The 20508-nt window shown below is 51.6% G+C and carries 20 protein-coding genes, 2 tRNA genes and 1 other RNA gene; 12 read left to right on the top strand and 11 right to left on the bottom strand.

Features of this window, described 5'->3' with window-relative positions; all coding sequences use genetic code 11:
* Positions 1–17: 17 nt before the first annotated feature.
* Entirely contained in the window at positions 18–602 is a 585-nt protein-coding gene (locus AC2FCQ_RS01495) for a thymidine kinase (protein WP_261444212.1), read from the bottom strand.
* A gap of 699 nt (positions 603–1301) precedes the next feature.
* On the opposite strand from AC2FCQ_RS01495, the gene hns reads away from it, so the two are divergent.
* Positions 1302–1709 (top strand): histone-like nucleoid-structuring protein H-NS, encoded by a 408-nt coding sequence (hns, locus tag AC2FCQ_RS01490; RefSeq protein WP_006321188.1) that lies wholly within the window; start codon positions 1302–1304, stop codon positions 1707–1709.
* A gap of 209 nt (positions 1710–1918) precedes the next feature.
* Here hns and AC2FCQ_RS01485 read toward each other — a convergent pair whose 3' ends face one another.
* The 5 genes from AC2FCQ_RS01485 to rssA all read right to left on the bottom strand — a co-directional run bounded on the left by AC2FCQ_RS01485 (position 1919) and on the right by rssA (position 7467).
* Positions 1919–2929, bottom strand: coding sequence for an NAD-dependent epimerase (locus tag AC2FCQ_RS01485; protein ID WP_490307412.1), 1011 nt, complete (start codon positions 2927–2929; stop codon positions 1919–1921).
* 9 nt (positions 2930–2938) lie between these two features.
* Complete coding sequence (locus AC2FCQ_RS01480; protein WP_265553562.1) at positions 2939–4282, bottom strand: UDP-glucose dehydrogenase family protein; 1344 nt, start codon at positions 4280–4282, stop codon at positions 2939–2941.
* A 43-nt stretch (positions 4283–4325) separates the two neighbouring features.
* Positions 4326–5243: a UTP--glucose-1-phosphate uridylyltransferase GalU gene (galU, locus tag AC2FCQ_RS01475; protein ID WP_490307411.1), complete on the bottom strand. Its 918-nt coding sequence runs from the start codon at positions 5241–5243 to the stop codon at positions 4326–4328.
* Between the two features lie 199 nt (positions 5244–5442).
* Positions 5443–6456 carry a two-component system response regulator RssB gene (gene rssB, locus AC2FCQ_RS01470; protein ID WP_490307410.1) on the bottom strand — a complete coding sequence of 338 codons (1014 nt, stop codon included), beginning with the start codon at positions 6454–6456 and terminating at the stop codon, positions 5443–5445.
* Positions 6457–6561: 105 nt separating this feature from the next.
* Positions 6562–7467, bottom strand: coding sequence for a patatin-like phospholipase RssA (gene rssA / locus AC2FCQ_RS01465; protein ID WP_209633895.1), 906 nt, complete (start codon positions 7465–7467; stop codon positions 6562–6564).
* Between the two features lie 142 nt (positions 7468–7609).
* Between rssA and AC2FCQ_RS01460 the strand changes: the two genes are divergently transcribed.
* From AC2FCQ_RS01460 to AC2FCQ_RS01425, 8 genes are all read left to right on the top strand, one after another.
* Entirely contained in the window at positions 7610–8074 is a 465-nt protein-coding gene (locus AC2FCQ_RS01460; RefSeq protein ID WP_209633897.1) for a YchJ family protein, read from the top strand.
* A gap of 125 nt (positions 8075–8199) precedes the next feature.
* A complete protein-coding gene (purU, locus tag AC2FCQ_RS01455; protein ID WP_209633899.1) occupies positions 8200–9048 on the top strand; it encodes a formyltetrahydrofolate deformylase in 849 nt (282 codons plus the stop codon).
* A gap of 158 nt (positions 9049–9206) precedes the next feature.
* Positions 9207–9291 (top strand) — tRNA-Tyr (locus AC2FCQ_RS01450).
* A 195-nt stretch (positions 9292–9486) separates the two neighbouring features.
* Positions 9487–9571, top strand: a tRNA-Tyr gene (locus AC2FCQ_RS01445).
* 44 nt (positions 9572–9615) lie between these two features.
* Positions 9616–9741, top strand: a non-coding RNA gene (locus AC2FCQ_RS01440) — RtT sRNA.
* A gap of 222 nt (positions 9742–9963) precedes the next feature.
* Positions 9964–10536, top strand: coding sequence for an LOG family protein (locus AC2FCQ_RS01435; RefSeq protein WP_265553572.1), 573 nt, complete (start codon positions 9964–9966; stop codon positions 10534–10536).
* A gap of 102 nt (positions 10537–10638) precedes the next feature.
* Positions 10639–11445: an exodeoxyribonuclease III gene (gene xthA, locus AC2FCQ_RS01430; RefSeq protein WP_209633903.1), complete on the top strand. Its 807-nt coding sequence runs from the start codon at positions 10639–10641 to the stop codon at positions 11443–11445.
* Between the two features lie 45 nt (positions 11446–11490).
* Positions 11491–11892 carry a pyrimidine (deoxy)nucleoside triphosphate diphosphatase gene (locus tag AC2FCQ_RS01425; protein ID WP_490308227.1) on the top strand — a complete coding sequence of 134 codons (402 nt, stop codon included), beginning with the start codon at positions 11491–11493 and terminating at the stop codon, positions 11890–11892.
* An 18-nt stretch (positions 11893–11910) separates the two neighbouring features.
* Here the strand turns inward: AC2FCQ_RS01425 and AC2FCQ_RS01420 are convergent, their stop codons facing one another.
* The 5 genes from AC2FCQ_RS01420 to AC2FCQ_RS01400 all read right to left on the bottom strand — a co-directional run bounded on the left by AC2FCQ_RS01420 (position 11911) and on the right by AC2FCQ_RS01400 (position 16994).
* Positions 11911–12204: a DUF1496 domain-containing protein gene (locus AC2FCQ_RS01420; RefSeq protein WP_209633907.1), complete on the bottom strand. Its 294-nt coding sequence runs from the start codon at positions 12202–12204 to the stop codon at positions 11911–11913.
* Positions 12201–14126: a DNA topoisomerase III gene (locus AC2FCQ_RS01415; protein WP_490308226.1), complete on the bottom strand. Its 1926-nt coding sequence runs from the start codon at positions 14124–14126 to the stop codon at positions 12201–12203. Before AC2FCQ_RS01415 ends, AC2FCQ_RS01420 begins: the two co-directional genes overlap by 4 nt.
* The gene (gene mnmH / locus AC2FCQ_RS01410) at positions 14126–15244 is read right to left on the bottom strand and encodes a tRNA 2-selenouridine(34) synthase MnmH (protein WP_209633911.1); all 1119 of its coding nucleotides are present in this window, start codon (positions 15242–15244) and stop codon (positions 14126–14128) included. The genes AC2FCQ_RS01415 and mnmH overlap by 1 nt, the downstream gene beginning before the upstream one ends.
* Complete coding sequence (gene selD, locus AC2FCQ_RS01405) at positions 15244–16287, bottom strand: selenide, water dikinase SelD (protein WP_490308225.1); 1044 nt, start codon at positions 16285–16287, stop codon at positions 15244–15246. Before selD ends, mnmH begins: the two co-directional genes overlap by 1 nt.
* 155 nt (positions 16288–16442) lie before the next feature.
* Positions 16443–16994, bottom strand: a complete 552-nt coding sequence (locus AC2FCQ_RS01400) for an NAD(P)H nitroreductase (protein WP_209633916.1) — start codon at positions 16992–16994, stop codon at positions 16443–16445.
* A gap of 160 nt (positions 16995–17154) precedes the next feature.
* Here AC2FCQ_RS01400 and sppA point away from each other — a divergent pair, with 160 nt between their 5' ends.
* The 3 genes from sppA to pncA form a co-directional block, all read left to right on the top strand.
* Positions 17155–19011, top strand: a complete 1857-nt coding sequence (gene sppA, locus AC2FCQ_RS01395) for a signal peptide peptidase SppA (protein WP_490308224.1) — start codon at positions 17155–17157, stop codon at positions 19009–19011.
* 93 nt (positions 19012–19104) lie between these two features.
* On the top strand, positions 19105–20121 hold the full coding sequence (gene ansA, locus AC2FCQ_RS01390) for an asparaginase (protein ID WP_209633921.1): 1017 nt from the start codon (positions 19105–19107) through the stop codon (positions 20119–20121).
* A gap of 23 nt (positions 20122–20144) precedes the next feature.
* Positions 20145–20508: bifunctional nicotinamidase/pyrazinamidase (gene pncA, locus AC2FCQ_RS01385; RefSeq protein ID WP_490658440.1), on the top strand; the 364-nt coding region annotated here is incomplete at its 3' end.

Raw genomic sequence — 20508 nt, 5'->3', positions numbered from 1 at the left:
CCTACAGCACCCACATTTTACTCTAGTGCCTGTAGTGCTTCCTTGTAATGCTTACGGCAAACGGAGACGTAGCTCTCGTTACCGCCTATCACTACCTGCTCGCCAGCATGCATCGCCTGCCCACTTTCATCCAGCCGTAGTACCATGTTCGCCTTGCGCCCACAGTGACAGATGGTTTTCAATTCCACCAGCTTATCCGCCCAGGCCAGCAAATATTGACTGCCGATGAACAACTCACCCAGAAAGTCGGTACGCAAGCCGTAACACAGAACCGGAATATCCAGTTGGTCAACAACATCACACAGCTGCTCGACCTGTTCCTTCGTCAAGAACTGGCTTTCATCCAACAAGACGCAGTGTACGGGTTGCTGCTGATGCTCCTGCGCGATCATCGCATAAAGCATCGACTCATTATTATAGAGCTGTGCCTGGGATGACAGCCCGATCCGCGAGCTCACCTTGCCAACACCGAAGCGGTGGTCTATTTCGGCAGTAAACACCAGTGTACGCATACCACGTTCTTGATAATTATATGAAGATTGCAACAACGCGGTAGATTTCCCTGCGTTCATAGCAGAGTAATAAAAATAAAGTTGAGCCATGGGCCCGTAACTCCAATGGTATAAGAAATATTCAGACGTTGATTCAGAAGCCAAGTGTACCATAACCTGCTGGCCTGCTCACGCCTCCGACTTAATCAATAACCAGGCAAACGAATACCAAACTTTCAAATGAAACATTCCATTCTGCACCACTGCGCTTTTACATCTATTTACAGGACTATCCCTGTCTGTCATCACATTTAATTACTGCTAATGATTAGCATCAGGCATTAATCGTCTGTCAGTGAAGAGAACCCCCCAGCATGACGCCGGGTTGGTAAAGGATTAAATCTATTAACGCCCGCAGACAGCGCTTCGGCGTATTTAATGGCATAAAAAAGCCAGCAGCACAGTTCTTGACGTTATCTTTACTCTTATACCCCCATTGTTTACAGTGTTTGCATACTAAAGCACGTGATTCAACCCACAAAACTCATCGTAATATTGATATAAAACACAATTATAACTTAGTCCTGAATGCCTTTCTGGTGCGGTAATCATACCGCCACTGTTGAAAATTTGACTTAAAAATTGAGCTTGTAATACTTATGTCTTCTCCCTATATTTGCCAGAGAGTTCTGATTACGCCTTTTTAAAAGATGAATTTGAGCGTTCCTTTCAATTTGTCTATTGCAGAAAAGAAAAGAGCACTCTATTATTATCCAGACGCCCCCACCAATATAATTTGAGACTAGGACAATGAGCGAAGCATTAAAGATTTTGAACAACATCCGTACTCTACGCGCACAGGCAAGAGAATGCAGCCTGGAAACGCTGGAAGAGATGCTTGAAAAACTGGAAGTTGTTGTGAACGAACGTCGCGAAGAAGACAGCCAGGCTCAAGCAGAAGTTGAAGAACGCACCCGTAAACTGCAGCAATATCGTGAAATGCTGATTGCTGACGGTATTGACCCAAATGAACTGCTGCAAACTATGGCTGCAACTAAAGCAGCAGGTAAAGCTAAACGCGCAGCACGTCCGGCTAAATATCAATATAAAGACGAAAACGGCGAACTGAAAACCTGGACCGGCCAGGGCCGTACCCCAGCAGTGATTAAGAAAGCTATCGAAGAGCAAGGTAAATCCCTGGACGATTTCCTGCTGTAATAGCGTTCCGCTGCATGTTAAAAAGGCTCCCCAGGGAGCCTTTTTGTTATGCTTAAAACGCCTGGAAAGGCAGCTTATACAAACCCGGCTTTACACAATAATCTGAAGCAGGCCACCTCAATCATTCACCTCCCAAATTGCCACCCTGCCTTTCCTAAAGCATAAAAAAAGGGGCCTAAGCCCCTTATAGCATTTTACGCGCTGTTCAATTACTGAACTTTATAAAATGACTTATACCATTCAACAAAGCGTTTCACACCTTCTTCAACACCCGTTTCCGGCTTAAACCCTATCACACGATAGAGCTCCGCAGTATCAGCACTGGTATCGAGTACATCGCCAGGTTGCATTGGCAACATATTTTTGCGTGCTTCCATCCCTAATGCCTGCTCCAGTGCCTTGATATATTCCATCAGCTTCACGGGCGTGCTATTGCCGATATTATAGACCTGATACGGAGCAGAACTGGTCGCCGGCGAGCCCTGTTCAACTGTCCAAGCTGGATTTGATTGAGGAATAACCGCCTGCAACCGGACAATAGCCTCGGAGATATCGTCAATGTAGGTAAAGTCACGGTGCATCTCACCGTGGTTATATACATCGATACTTTCGCCAGCCAATATAGCTTTAGTGAATTTAAACAGCGCCATATCCGGGCGCCCCCACGGGCCATATACGGTAAAGAAACGCAGCCCAGTGGTAGGCAGACCATATAAGTGGGAATAGCTGTGTGACATCAGCTCATTGGCTTTTTTAGTCGCCGCGTACAATGAGATTGGATGATCGACAGAGTCTTCCGTAGCAAATGGCAACTTGCGATTCAGGCCATATACCGAACTGGAAGAAGCATATAACAAATGCTCGACTTTATTGTGGCGACACCCTTCCAATACGTTTAAATGACCGATGAGATTCGTATCCGCATACGCTAACGGATTTTCCAGCGAATAACGCACCCCGGCTTGTGCCCCCAGGTGAATCACTCGCTGAAATTTATGCTCTGCAAACAGCGTTGCCATGCCTTCTCGATCGGCTAAATCCAGCTTGATAAACTGGAAGGCAGGCTTGTCCGCAAGCAGATCTAGACGGGCCATTTTCAGACCCACATCGTAATAATCATTCAGGTTGTCGATACCGACAACCTGATGCCCAGCGGCCAACAAGCGCTCAGCAGCGTGATAACCAATAAATCCTGCCGCACCTGTAACCAGGAATTTCATATATGTCCCTTAAATAACCGGCTGAATGGATGCACCGCGACCGATCGCATAATAGGTAAAGCCACGGTTTTCCAAACGTTCCGGATCAAACAGATTTCGACCATCAAAGATCACCGGTTGCTTCAGCGTGTTTTTAATTATGTCGAAGTCTGGCGCACGGAAATTCTGCCATTCGGTGCAGATAACCAGCGCGTCAGCACCGTGCAACGCCGCTTCTTTGGTGCCTACCAGCTTCAGGTCATCACGCTGACCGTAAATGCGCTGTACTTCGTTCATCGCTTCAGGATCGTAGGCCTGGACGGTAGCACCGGCCTCCCACAGTTGCTCCATCAGAACGCGGCTGGAGGCTTCACGCATATCGTCAGTATTTGGCTTGAATGCCAAACCCCACAGCGCAAAAGTTTTGCCTTTCAAGTCTTCACCAAAGTGATGCTTGATAAACTTGGTCAGCTTATATTTCTGTTGGTAGTTAACCTGCTCTACAGCCTGCAACAGTTTTGGCTGGTAACCGATATGCTCGGCCGTGCGAATCAGTGCCTGGACGTCTTTCGGGAAACATGAACCGCCGTAGCCGCACCCTGGATAGATAAAGTGGTAGCCGATACGGGAATCAGAACCGATACCCTGGCGTACTTTTTCAATATCCGCACCCAACATTTCAGCCAGGTTAGACATTTCATTCATAAAGCTGATTTTGGTAGCCAGCATACAGTTGGCCGCGTATTTGGTCAGTTCAGCACTGCGAATATCCATCATAATCATGCGATCGTGATTACGGTTAAACGGCTCATACAGCTCGCGAATAGGTTCGATCACATCCATGTTATCGGTACCAATCACGATACGTTCAGGACGCATGCAATCCGCAACTGCCGCACCTTCTTTCAAAAACTCTGGATTGGAAACAACGTCGAAAGGTACGGAGCTACCGCGTTTCTGCAACGTTTCTTGCATAACCTGGCGGACTTTATCGGCGGTACCTACCGGCACGGTAGATTTATCGATCACCACTTTGTGCTCGGTCATGTGTTCCGCGATGGTACGCGCTACAGCCGTCACATATTTCAAATCAGCAGAACCGTCTTCGTCCGGCGGTGTACCTACAGCAATGAACTGAATGCTGCCATGTGCAACACCCGCTTTCGCATCGGTAGTGAACTGCAAACGACCGGCTTCATAGTTTTGTTGCACCAACGGCGTCAGGCCAGGTTCAAAAATAGGGATGTTCCCTTTCTTCAGGTTTTCGACTTTACGTTCGTCAATATCAATACACATAACGTCATGGCCAACTTCAGCCAGCACCGCTGCCTGTACCAGACCAACATAGCCAATACCAAAAACTGTCACTTTCATGGGAAAATCCTAGTTTTTCAAATTAAGATGAAAGATAAATAAATTATTTCTTATCAGCGGCCAGCAATTGGCTCAACCACTGAGAAAACTCTTGTCCCAGCCCAGCATGACGCATGCCATACTCAACAAAGGCCTTCATATAGCCCAGTTTGTTACCGCAATCATGGCTAATGCCTTTTAGGTGATAAGCCTCTACCGTTTCTTGCTGCATCAGCATTTCGATACTGTCGGTAAGCTGGATTTCACCACCGGCGCCCGGCGGTGTTTTTGACAGTAGCGGCCAGATATCGGCGGAAAGCACATAGCGGCCAACGATGGCCAAGTTAGACGGGGCTTCATCCGGCGAAGGTTTTTCGACAACGCTGACCATCGGCGCGCTTTCGCCTGGTTGCAGTTCATACCCTTTACAATCAGCCACGCCGTAATTACCCACGTCTTTATGGGGCACGGGCTCGACCATAATTTGGCTGACGCCGGTGTGTTCAAACCGCTCTAACATTTCGTGCAAATTATCTTTTTTCAGGTCAGCGCTGTACTCATCGAGGATCACATCCGGCAAAATCACGGCGACCGGCTCGTCGCCCACCAGTGGATAAGCACACATAATCGCGTGCCCCAAGCCTTTCGCTACCCCTTGACGCACCTGCATCACAGTAACGCCCTTCGGGCAAATAGACTGTACTTCGTCCAGCAACTGACGTTTAACGCGTTTTTCCAGCATCGCTTCGAGTTCGAAACTCGTGTCAAAATGGTTTTCGATCGAATTCTTGGAGGAATGGGTAACCAACACAATCTCGTTTATCCCAGCCGCAATACATTCATTGACAACGTATTGGATCAAGGGTTTGTCAACCAGCGGCAGCATTTCTTTTGGAATGGCTTTTGTCGCTGGCAACATCCGTGTTCCCAAGCCTGCAACCGGGATCACAGCCTTTCTGACTTTACGATTTACAGCAGGCATTATTTCCTCTCTTAATGTTGCTCATTTTATGAGCTTTTTCGCCATATGAAAAACCTTCGGAGTATACCAGCTTATGAGTGTCTGGCATTAACCGCAGCACAAATAGAAAAAATTTAAGACAATTACCCAACCTATGGCCTGAGGAAGAAATAGGCACATCGAATATTTATATTTCAAATAATAATTTTAAAGGATCACGCTATTCGGTACTGAGCATCAATCGCAGCCTGCCGCCAGTGCCCCAAACCTGACACTGCCAGGCTGCACAGTGCTGGCTGATTTGATTCATGTAGGTCGCACCCAACGTGCCAAGCGGGACACCATTGTTCAGTTGAATTTGATTATCACCGGTATTAACACTGGCATGAAGCCCCGCTGAGACCAAAATCAGGTTTTTATATTCGGTGTGATAATAGCCGACCAACAATGGGAATTGCCCTTCCAGCTTGCCTTGGCGTAATAATTGATTAACTTGCTTTAACAATGCGGTCATTTGCGGCAACCGATGACGCTGATTAGCTAAATGGTCCTGTAACAAACCATTAAATAAAGCACGTAATAGCAACGCCGCTAATACGCCGTTATCTCCTGCACGAGTGACATCCAAACAATAGAACGCCAGATCTTTATCCGACAGTGCTGCTATATCCAACACCAAACCCGGGTTTTCACCGGTCGTTAATTGCCGGTAATTAATCCGACAGTGAGCAATGGTCTGCTGCACCGGGGGCTGCAGCTGTTTGAGCAGCCTTACGGCTTCAGACGGATTTTTACTCAATGCATCCCAGTCCTGAAGCAGTTCCACTTCTTCGATAGCCTGGGAGGTAAACATATTCGGGTACAGGCACCCCAGCACTGACTCACGCAGGCGGTTGAGATCGGTCACGGGTTTTAACAGTACGTCCTGTACCCCCAAACGCAATACCTTGGCGATATCCGCCATTTTATCGGTGGCCGATATCACCAGCACCGGAATTTGCACGCCTTGTAGACGGAGATGCTCAACAAACTCTATCCCGCCCATTTCCGGCATCGCCAGATCGCACAAAATCAAGTCGGGCTTAACGTCATCCACGGCACTCAGCGCTTGCAAACCATTGGTCGCCTCACTGGTTTCTGCGCCCAACGACGTCAAGTAGCCAACAAGCACAGAACGAAAAACCAGTTCGTCCTCAACGACCAAAATGCGCTTGTGAGTCAATGGTAATGCCATCAGCCGAGCCTCTTCCCTTTCCATAGTGTAATAGTGGCTCAAAAAGGCCATTTCTGCTTGTCGGAAATGGTCTCTATCGCAGACCACCTCCGCAATATCTGATAATTATTTGTTTTTTATTAACGGTAAAAGTGCATCAATCTGTTTTTCAACGGCTAATTTACCCGCTGCAATCGCTTCTTCGGCACGGTGGAAATCCAACGTCGAGATTTGCGGACAATAAGGTTGGATCAATACATCTGGCGGGTCACCCGCCATACGATTACGTTTCAGTCGATTTTCCAAGACCTGGATCGACGTCCCCATGATTTCCATCGCCGTCGGCGTAAAATTGGGCTTTCTGGTCGTCATTTTGCTGATACGGTCTCTTAAACGCCCCCGCCAATTTTCCGTGGGGATATCGCCTGACGTTTCCGCGTCATGATGGCGTACAGAGAATAAATCCTGCTGCATCAGATGCGCATCATGTTGCAAGTCAACGGCAATAACGAGATCGGCTCCCAGGGCTCGTGTTAATGAGATAGGCACAGGATTCACTACCGCACCATCCACCAGCCAATAACCATCAAACCACACCGGTGCCAACAAGCCGGGCATGCTGCACGAGGCACGCACTGCCTGATGAATATCTCCTTCGGTCAACCACAACTCCCGTCCCGTACTGAGGTTCGTCGTTACTGCACCGAACTTTAGCGAACACTCGGCGATATCGTTGATTTCTAATAATTGCCCCACCGCATTGAACACCCGCTCGCCGCGTAATAGACCGCCCCGCCGCCAGGAAAGATCCATCAAGCGGATCACATCCCAATAGCTAAAAGAACGAACCCAGGCCTCCATGGCCGGTAAACGGTGGCTGGCAAAAGCGGCACCGACCAGTGCACCGACTGAGCAGCCGGCTACTATATCGACTTCAACCCCCAATTTCTTTAGCGCGTTGATCACGCCGATATGCGCCCACCCTTTAGCGGAACCTGCACCCAATGCCAGTCCAATCTTAATTTTCCGCATCTTTCCGCCTCTTGCCCGGTGAATTGTATCAACTCTGCTGCCAGCGTAGATTGTCACGATCGAATATTGTTAGGTAACATAGACGCTAAATACCTTTCAGCATCGGCCCGTTCTTATCGTTCCGGCCATTTTAGGAGTCAACTTGCCAGAATTATGCCCCTGCGGCGGCGGACTGGAGTATAGCGCATGCTGCGAACCCTACATCAATGGCACACAAACGCCACTGACCCCCGGTAAGTTGATGCGTTCACGCTTTAGCGCTTATGTGAAGCACAACGTCGATTACTTAATTGCGACCTGGCATCCCGACTGCCATGCCGCTGAATGGCGTAATGCAATCGTTGATAGCTTCAAGAACACCCAATGGCTTGGCCTGACGGTGGTAGAAGAAAAACAGGGCCATGAGAGCGATGAAGGTTTTGTCGAGTTTATTGCCCGCTTCATTGATAGCAACACCGGCGAACACAAGGCAATGCACGAACGTTCGCGCTTTCTTCAGCTTGAACAACGCTGGTACTATATTGATGGTACCAAACCCCAGCCTGGCAGAAATGCGATTTGCCCCTGTGGTTCAGGTAAAAAATATAAAAAGTGCTGCGGCCGTTAGCTGGCAGTTACTGAGACCCATAGATTTCAGACCGCTGCCATTTGGCAACAGTGTGAAAATGAAGATTATAAAAATGCTCGCCTGCGCAGACAGGACGTTCAGTATCAGACAGGATCCTCATCGCCATGCCACATCAAAATGTCCAAAGAAAAGTTTTGCGTACCATTTGTCCGGATGCCAAAGGCCTGATCGCCAAGATCACCAACATCTGTTACAAGCATGAACTCAACATTATTCAGAACAATGAGTTTGTTGATCACCGTACCGGTCGTTTCTTTATGCGTACCGAGTTGGAAGGTATTTTCAACGATACGACGCTTCTGGCAGATCTCGACGGTGCACTGCCGACGGGTTCCGTTCGTGAACTGCATAACTCCGGCCGTCGTCGCATCGTGGTTCTCGTGACCAAAGAAGCGCATTGCCTGGGCGATCTGTTGATGAAGAGCGCTTACGGCGGCCTGGATGTAGAGATTGCCGCGGTTATCGGCAACCATGATACGTTGCAAACGCTGGTCGAACGCTTCGATATTCCGTTCCACCTGGTCAGCCATGAAGGCCTGACGCGCGATCAACACGATCAGAAAATGATGGCCCAGATTGACCAATACCAGCCAGACTACGTGGTACTGGCCAAGTATATGCGCGTGCTGACGCCAGCATTTGTGCAGCACTACCCGAACCAGGTGATCAATATCCACCATTCGTTCCTGCCAGCCTTTATTGGGGCAAGGCCTTATCATCAGGCTTACGAACGTGGCGTGAAAATTATCGGTGCCACCGCGCACTATGTTAACGATAACCTGGACGAAGGCCCAATCATCATGCAGGACGTAATTCATGTCGATCATACCTATTCTGCTGACGACATGATGCGCGCGGGGCGTGATGTAGAGAAAAATGCGCTCAGCCGCGCGCTGTATCACGTGCTGGCGCAGCGCGTATTCGTTTATGGGAACCGGACGGTCATTCTGTAATTGCTCAATAAAGCGGTGCCTTTCGTTCAGGGATGCACCGCCACGGGCAAAAAATCGGCAAACGATACATTTTCTGCATTTCAATACTTTACACGCCCGCTTCATTTGATATGATGCGCCCCGCTTACCGAGACAGATGTTTCGCAAGCAAGGCCAGTGGTGGGGTTCCCGAGCGGCCAAAGGGAGCAGACTGTAAATCTGCCGTCACAGACTTCGAAGGTTCGAATCCTTCCCCCACCACCATCTTCTCTCTGTTGATGAGAGCACAGCGAAAGCTGAAGCTGCATAAAACACGGAGGGAGAGGATGAGAAGCTTCGACAAGGTTCTAGCCGAACGCAGAAAGACAACGCGTTTCAGCGAGGTAATCCTTCAGGCGAAGCGCCACAGGAATCTAGCCGATTTTCTGTTAAACAAGCAAGTACAACCATGAATACCATGGTGGGGTTCCCGAGCGGCCAAAGGGAGCAGACTGTAAATCTGCCGTCACAGACTTCGAAGGTTCGAATCCTTCCCCCACCACCATCCTTATTTATACCCCAGAATCAAATCAAACCTGAAAGCATCCATATCACTCCTTACGGGGAAGGTGAGAAGCTTCGACAAGGTTCGAGTCTCACAACGTGAGACAACGCGCTTTAGCGCGGCCCGAAGGGCGAGGAGTGTAACGACGAGTCATCCTTCCCCCACCACCATCCTTATCTATTCCCCAGAATCAAATCAAACCTGAAAGCATCCCTATCACTCCTTACGGGAGGGATGAGAAGCTTCCCGTATTACAGCGTAAATATCCTCCTTTGGCCTCTCAGATTTAGCATTTATCAATTCCCTTAACCATTCAGCACATCCTCAACTTGAACTCCAGCTAACAATTCGCTATACCACTGACTTCTTTAATGCAGTAAGGAAAGAAGTGCATGCGTAACAATATCTGCGTTTTTTGTGGTGCCAGTGAAGGTGTCAATCCCGCTTATGCCGATAACGCGCGGCAATTGGGCCAAACACTTGCCGCTCAAGGCCGACGCTTAATCTATGGCGGCGGTAAGAAAGGACTAATGGGCATTGTGGCTGATGCCGTGCTTGCCGCCGGTGGCGAGGCAATTGGCATCATTCCTGAACGATTGGTAGAAGCGGAAACGGCGCACAGGGGCCTGACTGAGCTGGAAGTCGTGCCCGACATGCACACGCGTAAGGCTCGCATGGCAGCCCTGGCAGACGGTTTTATCGCGCTACCCGGTGGCATAGGCACGTTGGAAGAGCTGTTTGAAATCTGGACCTGGGGGCAGATCGGTTACCACAGCAAACCGGTTGGCCTGCTGGATGTTAACGGTTTTTATCGCCCGCTGAACGGGTTCTTGCAACATGTCGCCGATCAGGGCTTTATGCGCCATGACTACCTCGGCACCATGCACATCAGTGAGTCTGCGCACACCTTGCTGCAGCAGTTCGACGATTACCAGCCAAAGACTTACGATCGCTGGGCGAAATAGCACAGCATGCAGCTGGCGGCCATAGCCGCTGGCCTGCGTTACATTTCTGGCCAAACTCTGCTACTATCTCAACACATTTTTCTCGTAAAAACGGCATCGCTCATGAAGTTTGTCTCTTTTAATATCAATGGACTGCGTGCGCGTCCGCACCAACTGGCTGCCATCATCGAACAGCACCAACCTGACGTGATTGGCCTGCAAGAAACAAAAGTCCACGATGACATGTTCCCACTGGAAGACGTCAGCCAGTATGGTTATCACGTGTTCTATCACGGCCAGAAAGGCCACTACGGCGTAGCGCTGTTGACCAAAGAAAAACCGCTTGCCGTACGTCGCGGTTTCCCGACCGATGAAGAAGACGCTCAGCGCCGAATCATTATGGCCGATCTGGCGACGCCGCAAGGCACGCTGACGGTGATCAATGGTTACTTCCCTCAGGGCGAAAGCCGCGACCACCCTATCAAATTCCCCGCCAAGACACGCTTCTATCAGGACTTGCAAAACTACCTGGAGCAGCAAATGTCGGTGGACTCACCGGTACTGGTGATGGGTGACGTGAATATCAGCCCAAGTGATTATGATATTGGCATCGGCGAAGAAAGCCGCAAACGCTGGCTGCGCACCGGTAAGTGTTCCTTCTTGCCGGAAGAGCGTGAATGGATGGACCGCCTGCTGAATTGGGGTCTGGTAGATACCTACAGACACGCAAACCCAGGGCGTAACGATGAGTTTTCGTGGTTCGACTACCGCTCACGGGGTTTCGATGAAAACCGAGGTCTGCGTATCGATCTGCTGTTAGCCAGCACACCATTGGCTGCTCGCTGCACCGCAACCGGGATCGATTATCAGATCCGCGGAATGGAGAAACCCTCGGATCACGCCCCGGTCTGGGCGGAATTCTCGCTGTAATGAATCCAACCCCGGCCATTGCCGGGGTTTCGCTATGTGATACAGATGAAAATAATCGATGTTGTCGCTGCCATCATTGAAAAGAATGGCAAAATTTTACTGGCCCAGCGTGATGCCAACAGCGATCAGGCCGGCCTGTGGGAGTTTCCAGGCGGAAAAGTTGAACAAGGTGAAAGCCAACCACAAGCATTAGCGCGTGAACTGGACGAAGAGTTGGGGATTGTGGCCAGCGTCGGCAACTACGTAGCCAGCAATCAATGGCAACAGGACGAACGAGTGATTAAGTTGCATGCCTGGCGTATTGCGGCATTCAGTGGCGAATTACAAAACCGTTGCCATTCCGACTTTGTGTGGTTAACGCCGGAGCAGGCATTTGACTATCCCCTGGCTCCGGCCGACGTGCCGTTACTTACCGCGTATATAGCTGCACTCGCCTCAGAGGCCTGAGCTATTAAGGTTACCGCGTCACTTTTTCAAACGCACCCAGATCAGGGGATTGGTGCCAACCACGTTGGGATCACGAATGCACTGTAGCGCTTCTCCTTCCACCTTGAGAATCGCCCCTTCCGAATAGTTTTGATTCTGATAAATGCAACAGCGGCTGCAGGGTTGCGCAGCCGGCTGAGCCGCGGCGCTCTTCGCCGTGCCCCAGATTTCCGGTGATACCGGTACAACGACATCCACATCACCACGATGGGCCGTCGCTGCGGCAGAAAATAGCAGTATGCCCGTCGCCAGCATCACTAACCTGTGATTCATTCACTTTTCTCCCGCGCCTTGCCAGCGCTTTTTTTACGTTTCTTCGCCCCGGAGGAAGGTGACGGCGGCAACCCGCGAAACGCCATACTCGCCCGGCTCTGCTTGGCCTGATAAATCAGATCCTGCAAAGTACCTATCAGAGGTTGCATAAAGTCCTGATAGCGACAGGATTTCTCACTGATTTGCGTCAGTGTCGCCTCCCAATTAGCCGTCATATCGGGGCGGGCGGCAATATCCGGTAACGAATGGATCAAGGCTCGACCCGTTTCGCTAGAATGAATATAACGCCCCTTCTTATACAAAAACGCACGCTTGAACAGTAACTCAATGATTCCCGCACGCGTGGCCTCGGTTCCTAAACCATCGGTCGCTCGCAGGATTTTCTTTAGCGCTTTATCCTGAACAAAGCGCGCAATACCCGTCATGGCGGAAAGCAGGCTGGCGTCGGTGAACGGCCTTGGTGGCTGGGTCTGACGCTCAACCACCTCACCGCGTTCACACAAGAGTTCGTCATCTTTCGCCACCACCGGCAATGGTGCGCCTTCGTTTTCTTCATCACGCTCTTTACTGCCCAACAGGGTCCGCCACCCGGCCTCTGCCAGAAAACGGGCTTTGGCAATAAACTTGCCCCCAGCGATATCCAGCTCAATCACGCACTTGCGGAACATGGCGTCCGGGCAGAATTGCATCAAATATTGACGCGCAACCAACCCATAAACGTTCATTTCATCCTGACTGAGATTCACTTTACTGGCACGAGCGGTAGGAATAATGGCATGGTGGGCATCCACCTTCTTGTCGTCCCAACAACGGTTACGGCGATCGCTGTCGATCACCGGCTGTGGGTAAAGATCGGGTTGATGAACGCTGATGGCATTTAAGACCGAATGACGTCCGGCGAAATGCTCTTCCGGGAGATAACGACAATCGGAACGTGGGTAGGTGATCAACTTATGGGTTTCATACAAACGCTGACACACATCCAGCACCTGCTGGGCGCTCAGGTTAAAGCGCTTGGAGGCTTCAATCTGTAAGGTCGACAGAGAAAATGGCAACGGCGCAGTATCTGATTCCCGCTTATCATTATAGGACGTAACCAGCGCCGGCTGGCCTTCAATACGTTTGAGCACATGCTCTGCCAATGGCCGGTGCAGCAAGCGCCCCTCTTCATCCTGATAAGGTTCACAGGATTCACTGGGTTGCCAGAGAGCGACAAAGCGCTCCTCTTTTGGCGTCACTATGTGCGCTTTAACTTCGAAGAAGTCTTTCGACACAAAGTTTTCAATCTCTTCATCACGCCGTACCACTAGCCCCAGTACCGGCGTTTGCACGCGGCCAACAGACAACACGCCGTCATAACCGGCATTGCGTCCCAGAATAGTGTAGGCACGGGTCATATTGATGCCATACAGCCAATCAGCACGCGAGCGAGCCAATGCGGAAACGCATAGAGGGATAAAGTCGCGGTTATCACGCAGCCGTTCAATCGCGCGCTCTACCGCTTGCGGGTTGAGATCGTTAATCAGGCAACGGCGGACACTTTGACGTTTTTCCGGCGTCAGTGACAAATAGTCCAGCACTTCGTCCACCAGCAATTGGCCCTCGCGATCGGGGTCACCAGCATGCACGACTTCATCGGCGTCCTGTAACAGCTTTTTAATGGCATTAAGCTGTTTGCTCACCGAAGGCCGTGGCTGCAATTGCCACTTCTCAGGAATAATCGGCAGATCCGCCAGCGACCAACGCGCATAACGGCTGTCATAGGCATCCGGTTGCGCTTGTTCTAATAAATGGCCCACGCACCAGGTGACCACATCGTTGTTACCGCAAGCGATAAATCCATCGCCACGGCGATGTGGCTTAGGAAGAACGTCGGCAATGGCGCGCGCCAAACTCGGTTTTTCGGCAATAAACAGTCGCATTATTCACCGTTATTCTGGCTGTACGTCATCAGGAAATCTCTTACTTCAGCATAATTCCCGCGGAACACAATTCGTTGGGATTTTTTTTCCAATTGATAGTGATACATCGGATCGTAGTAGTGCTGCAACAGAGACACCAGCCACTCCTGATGCCCGTCACTATTCCCGCTGGCATGCTGGCACTGTAATGCCCATTCCAGGCGCTGTGTCAGCAATTGGAAACGTTCCATTCCCAAGCGGCGGCGAATGGCAAACAGGCCGTGATGCAGATACTCACCGTATTTCTGCCAGCCCAACTCTGGGCCGTAAGCCTGTTCAAATTCGAGGCGCATACGGTCAATGTATTCGTGCTGCAACCGTGCCAATCGCACGTCAAAGGGATCGTCTATAACCGCCACTGGGGCTTGCTGCATGCGGTTGAAGATGGGTAATGGCACATTATTGCTGCCAATAATACGCCCTTCATCTTCCAGCACCCAACGGCGGCAGCCACCATGCTGTTTTTTCAGCAACAACACAGCCAGACGATTCTCAAAATCAATCTGAGCGCTTTGATCCACGAGCGTTCGGCCAAAAGATGAACCGCGGTGATGAGCAGCCCCTTCCAGATCGACCCCATCGGCCAGTTCATTGATTAACTGCGTTTTACCGCTGCCGGTATTGCCGCCGATTAACACCATCGGTAATTCGGCGCTCTGTTCCAACGTGGTGAGCAAGAAATGCCGCAATGCTTTGTAGCCACCGATAATGCGTGGGTAGTCAACACCGACCTCACGCAGCCACTGCTGCACCAACTGTGAACGCAAACCGCCCCGGAAACAGTAAATATACCCTTCTGGCCGTTGAGCGCATTGTGCTACCCATGCTGCTGTCCGTTGCTCACGTAGCCTGCCGTTAACCAGGCGGTAGCCCAATGCGATTGCAGCCTGCTGCCCCTGCTGCTTGTAACAGGTGCCAACCGCCTGCCGTTCTTCATCGTTCATTAGCGGCAGATTGATTGCATTGGCGAACGCGCCCTGCTGAAACTCAACGGGCGCGCGCACATCTATCAGCGGGATATCGTGCAAAAAAATACGGCGATAGTCTTGGGTATCCACCCGCACTGGCGTTACGGACACTACACGACCTCTATCAACGGCTTAGCCGGCACTGCCGCATGCAGTTCACCAATCGCCTGGAGTTGAATGCCATGACGTTCGGCAATGGCCAACACCTGCTGTTCTGCCTCGGGCAGCACAGCCAATAACAAACCACCAGAGGTTTGCGGATCGCACAGTAGCTGTCGTTGCAAATCGGTCATTTCACCGACCAGATGGCCGTAACTGTCAAAATTACGCCCCGTGCCCCCCGGCACGCACCCTTCGGCAATATAGCGCTCGATATCCGGCAACTTCGGCACGTGATCAAACCATACCGTCGCCTGCAGGCCAGAGCCCTGGCAAACCTCGCTCAGGTGGCCCAACAGGCCGAAACCGGTGACATCCGTCATCGCCGTCACGCCCTCGACGTCGGCAAAATCCGCGCCGGGTTTGTTCAACTGGCACATCACTTCGGTTGCCAAACCTGCATGTTCAGGACGCAGTTTGCTTTTCTTCTCGGCCGTGGTCAGCACGCCAATGCCCAGCGGCTTGGTCAGGAATAGTTTGGATCCCGCTTGAGCGGCACTGTTTTTCTTCACCCGTTCAGTATTCACTATACCGGTGACCGCCAGGCCAAAAATGGGCTCAGGGGCATCAATAGAATGGCCGCCAGCCAGCGCAATACCCGCCAGTTGGCAAGCATAACGCCCACCGTCGATCACCTGTTGTGCCACTTCCGGCGGCAGCGTAGCAATCGGCCAGCCAAGAATAGCAATCGCCATGATGGGTTTCCCGCCCATAGCATAGACGTCGCTGATCGCATTCGTCGCGGCGATACGGCCAAAATCAAACGGGCTATCGACGATTGGCATAAAAAAGTCGGTGGTGCTGATAATGCCGACACCGTTACCAATGTCATACACCGCTGCATCGTCACGAGTTTCATTGCCAACCAACAAACTCGGATCGACAAATTTCTCCCGCTCACTGTGCAGAATAGTTTCGAGAACTTTCGGTGAGATTTTACAACCACAGCCAGCGCCATGGCTGTACTGGGTTAAACGGATCGCTGGCAATGACATATACCACTCCCTTCGGTTAACGGCATTCAAGATATCATAGGGTAGCGCTTGCCGACGGGATTGGTAAGAGCAGGTTGTCGATAACCGAACAGCCTGCTCAGAAACAACACAGAATGGCGGGATTTAGTGCATTTTTTCCGCAGTCCGTACGGGGCTCAGAAATAGCTGACGAACGGGGTGCTGTCTGGGGCGACCACTTTGGTGGACGCTTTTAGCTGAGGAGTGCCTAAATACAGGAAACCGACAATTTCGTCCTGTTCGCGGCAACCAAAGGCGTCACGAACCAAAGGATGTTCAGTCCAGGCACCGGTGCGCCAGATACCGTTAAAACCTTGGGCCAATGCGGCCATTTGCATGGCCTGGACCGCACAACCGGCGGAGACAACCTGCTCCCAACGCGGAACCTTGGTTTCTTCGGTACAATGCGCTACCACGGTAATGATCAGCGGAGCGCGGAACGGCGCCTTAGTCGCTTTCTCTATGGCCGCATCATCCATTTCATCTTGTTTTGCAGCAGCTTGTAACAATTGGCTAAAGCGCTCCAGCCCCTGGTCTTCGATCATCACAAAACGCCAGGGTTGCAAAGCACCGTGGTCAGGCGCCCGCAGGCCCGCGTTGATGATATTCTGACGAACCTCACCGGCAGGCGCAGGGGCCGCAAGGCGCGACGCAGAACGGCGATTCAGTAAAAGATCCAGTGCATCCATCGTAAACTCCTGATAACAATTTTCATTACGATCACGTTAACATAGCTAAACGGCGAGTGACAGTCTCGGCATTCCCCTCTGTGACCCACGATTTAAAGCTGACATTTCCTCGCCCGCTCATTAGGATAGCGGAACATTCTCGACTCTTGTTGGAGAGCACATGCGCACATTGTGGCAAATCATTGCCGGCGTTTTTAGGTGGACATGGCGTCTGCTGAACTTTATCAGGGAACTTATCCTCAATCTGTTCCTGGTGTTACTGATCTTGGTGGGGGTGGGCATTTATTTGTCGTTCCAAAGCTCAACCACGCCAACAGTCCCTACTCGCGGGGCATTACTGGTGGATCTGAGCGGCGTGGTCGTTGACCAACCGTCAATGAACAATAAAGTGCGCCAATGGGGCCGCGAACTGCTGGGCGCCTCAAGCAACCGCCTGCAGGAAAACTCCCTGTTTGACGTGGTTGATAGCATCCGTAAAGCCAAAGACGATAAAAACATTACCGGTATGGTATTGCAGCTGAATGACTTTGCCGGCGCCGATCAGCCTTCGCTGCAGTACATTGGCAAAGCGCTGCGTGAGTTCCGTGACAGCGGCAAACCGATCTTTGCCATCGGTGACAGCTATAACCAGACACAATATTATCTGGCCAGCTACGCCAACAAAGTTTACCTGTCGCCGCAGGGTGTGGTCGATCTGCACGGTTTTGCAACCAACAACCTTTACTACAAGTCGTTGCTCGAAAGACTCAAGGTCACAACCAACATCTTCCGCGTTGGAACGTATAAATCCGCCGTTGAGCCTTTGATCCGTGATGACATGTCACCAGCAGCTCGAGAAGCTGACAGCCGGTGGATTGGTGGCCTATGGCAAAACTATCTGGAGACAGTAGCGGCTAACCGTCAGATCACGGCGCAACAGCTGTTCCCAGGCGCTGCGGGCGTATTAAGTGGATTGCAGGCTGCCGGGGGGGACACCGCCAAGTATGCGCTGGACAACAAACTGGTTGATGAACTGGCATCACGAACCGTCATCGAAAATCAACTGATCAAGACCTTCGGTTGGGACAAACAGGCGAATGATTTCAACGCCACCAGCATCTATGACTATCAGCCGAAGCCTACGCCAGATCAGGGCGGCAAAATTGCCGTGATCTTTGCCAATGGCGCAATCATGGACGGCCCACAAACTCCGGGCTCCGTTGGGGGTGATACCACCGCCGCAGAACTGCGTCAGGCACGACTTGATCCGGCAATCAAAGCCGTGATTTTCCGCGTCAATAGCCCAGGTGGCAGTGTCAGTGCGTCTGAAGTTATTCGCTCCGAATTGGCTGCTGTGCGTGCCGCTGGCAAACCTGTCGTGGTCTCCATGGGCGGCATGGCAGCCTCAGGCGGCTATTGGGTCTCTACACCGGCGGACTACATCATCGCCAGTCCGAGCACCCTCACCGGCTCCATTGGCATCTTCGGGGTGATTAACACCTACGAGCAGACGTTGGACAGTATCGGCGTACATACCGACGGCGTGGCAACCTCCCCGCTGGCCGATCTGGCCGTCACCAAGGCGCTGCCGCCTGAGTTCTCGCAGATGATGCAATTGAACATCGAAAAAGGTTATCAAAACTTTATCGATCTGGTCGCCAAGTCCCGCAAAATGACACCGCAGCAGGTTGATCAGATTGCTCAGGGTCACGTGTGGCTGGGCAGCGATGCCAAGGCCAATGGCCTGGTCGATCAGTTGGGCGACTTCGACGACGCAGTGAAGAAAGCCGCCGAGTTGGCGCAATTGAAACAGTGGCAGCTTAACTGGTTTGTTGATACCCCAAGCCTGACCGATATGGTCCTCAGCCAGTTTGGTGTGTCTATTCACGCCATGCTGCCGGCGGCTATCCAGTCAATGCTACCCGCCCCGCTGGCGTCAGTCGCCATGGCGGTCAAAGAACAACCAGGTTTGTTCAATAATCTGAACGATCCGCAAAATCGCTATGCTATCTGTTTGACCTGCGGAGAAGTCCGCTAACAAATTAATCCTCAGCCCGGCACCCGCCGGGCTTTTTTTCTGCGCTTATCCCCCTATAATTCAGCCCATCTAATTTCTGTTAAAACCAAGACTATGCAAAAGAAATCGATTTACGTCGCCTACACCGGTGGCACCATCGGCATGCAACGTTCTGAACATGGCTACATCCCGGTTTCCGGCCACCTACAGCGTCAACTGGCCCTGATGCCAGAATTCCATCGGCCTGAAATGCCGGACTTCACCATTCATGAATACGCGCCGCTGATAGACTCCTCCGATATGACGCCTGAAGACTGGCAGCATATCGCCGATGACATCAAAATGAATTACGACCGTTATGATGGTTTCGTCATCCTGCACGGCACCGACACCATGGCCTTCACCGCATCGGCCCTGTCGTTCATGTTGGAAAACCTGGCCAAGCCGGTGATTGTGACCGGCTCCCAAATCCCGCTGGCGGAACTGCGTTCAGATGGCCAAACCAATCTTTTGAACGCGCTTTATCTGGCGGCTAACCACCCGGTAAATGAAGTCAGCCTGTTCTTCAACAACAAGCTCTTTCGGGGCAACCGCACGACCAAAGCACATGCAGACGGTTTCGATGCCTTTGCCTCGCCCAACCTGCCGCCATTATTGGAAGCCGGTATCCATATTCGTCGCCAAAACGGCATCGATAGCCCGGCCTGCAACGGTGACCTCAAAGTACATGACATCACACCCCAGCCGATCGGCGTAGTGACGATTTACCCAGGGATTTCCGGCGCCGTAGTGCGCAACTTCCTGCTGCAACCGGTGAAGGCATTGATACTTCGCTCTTACGGCGTGGGTAACGCACCACAAAAAGCAGAGTTGGTTGATGAGCTGCGCGATGCGTCTGAACGCGGCATCGTGGTAGTGAACCTGACGCAGTGCATCTCCGGGCGGGTAAACATGGAAGGTTATGCCACCGGTAATGCCTTGGCCCATGCCGGGGTCATCAGTGGGTTCGACATGACCGTTGAGGCTGCCTTGACCAAACTGCATTATCTGCTGAGCCAACCACTAACACCGGAACAAATCCGCAGCCAGATGCAGCAGGATCTGCGTGGTGAGCTGAGCATTAGTGGTTAACCATTCCGCACCACGGAGTAGAAATGAAAACAGCCCTGTTGCTTATTGATTTGCAAAACGACTTTTGTCCCGGCGGCGCACTGGCGGTGACAGAAGGCGATGCCGTGATCACGGTCGCCAATCAGGCCATGATGGCCTGTAGCGCACGCGGTGAGCCAGTGATCGCCAGCCAGGATTGGCACCCCGCCAATCATCGTAGCTTCGCGGTCAACGCCAATGCAGAGGTGGGAACCCTGGGTGAGCTCGACGGTTTACCTCAGGTCTGGTGGCCGGTGCACTGCGTGCAGCAAAGCCAGGGTGCCGAGTTTCACCCACAGCTAGAGCAGCAGCGCATCAGCACCGTGTTCCGCAAAGGCCAAAGTACAGATATCGACAGCTACAGTGCTT

It is taken from the genome of Serratia sp. CoH_134_PS_4 (genome assembly GCF_058190535.1).
Note: the sequence above shows the minus strand (reverse complement) of the source record. Positions and strands in the feature narration are given on the sequence as shown.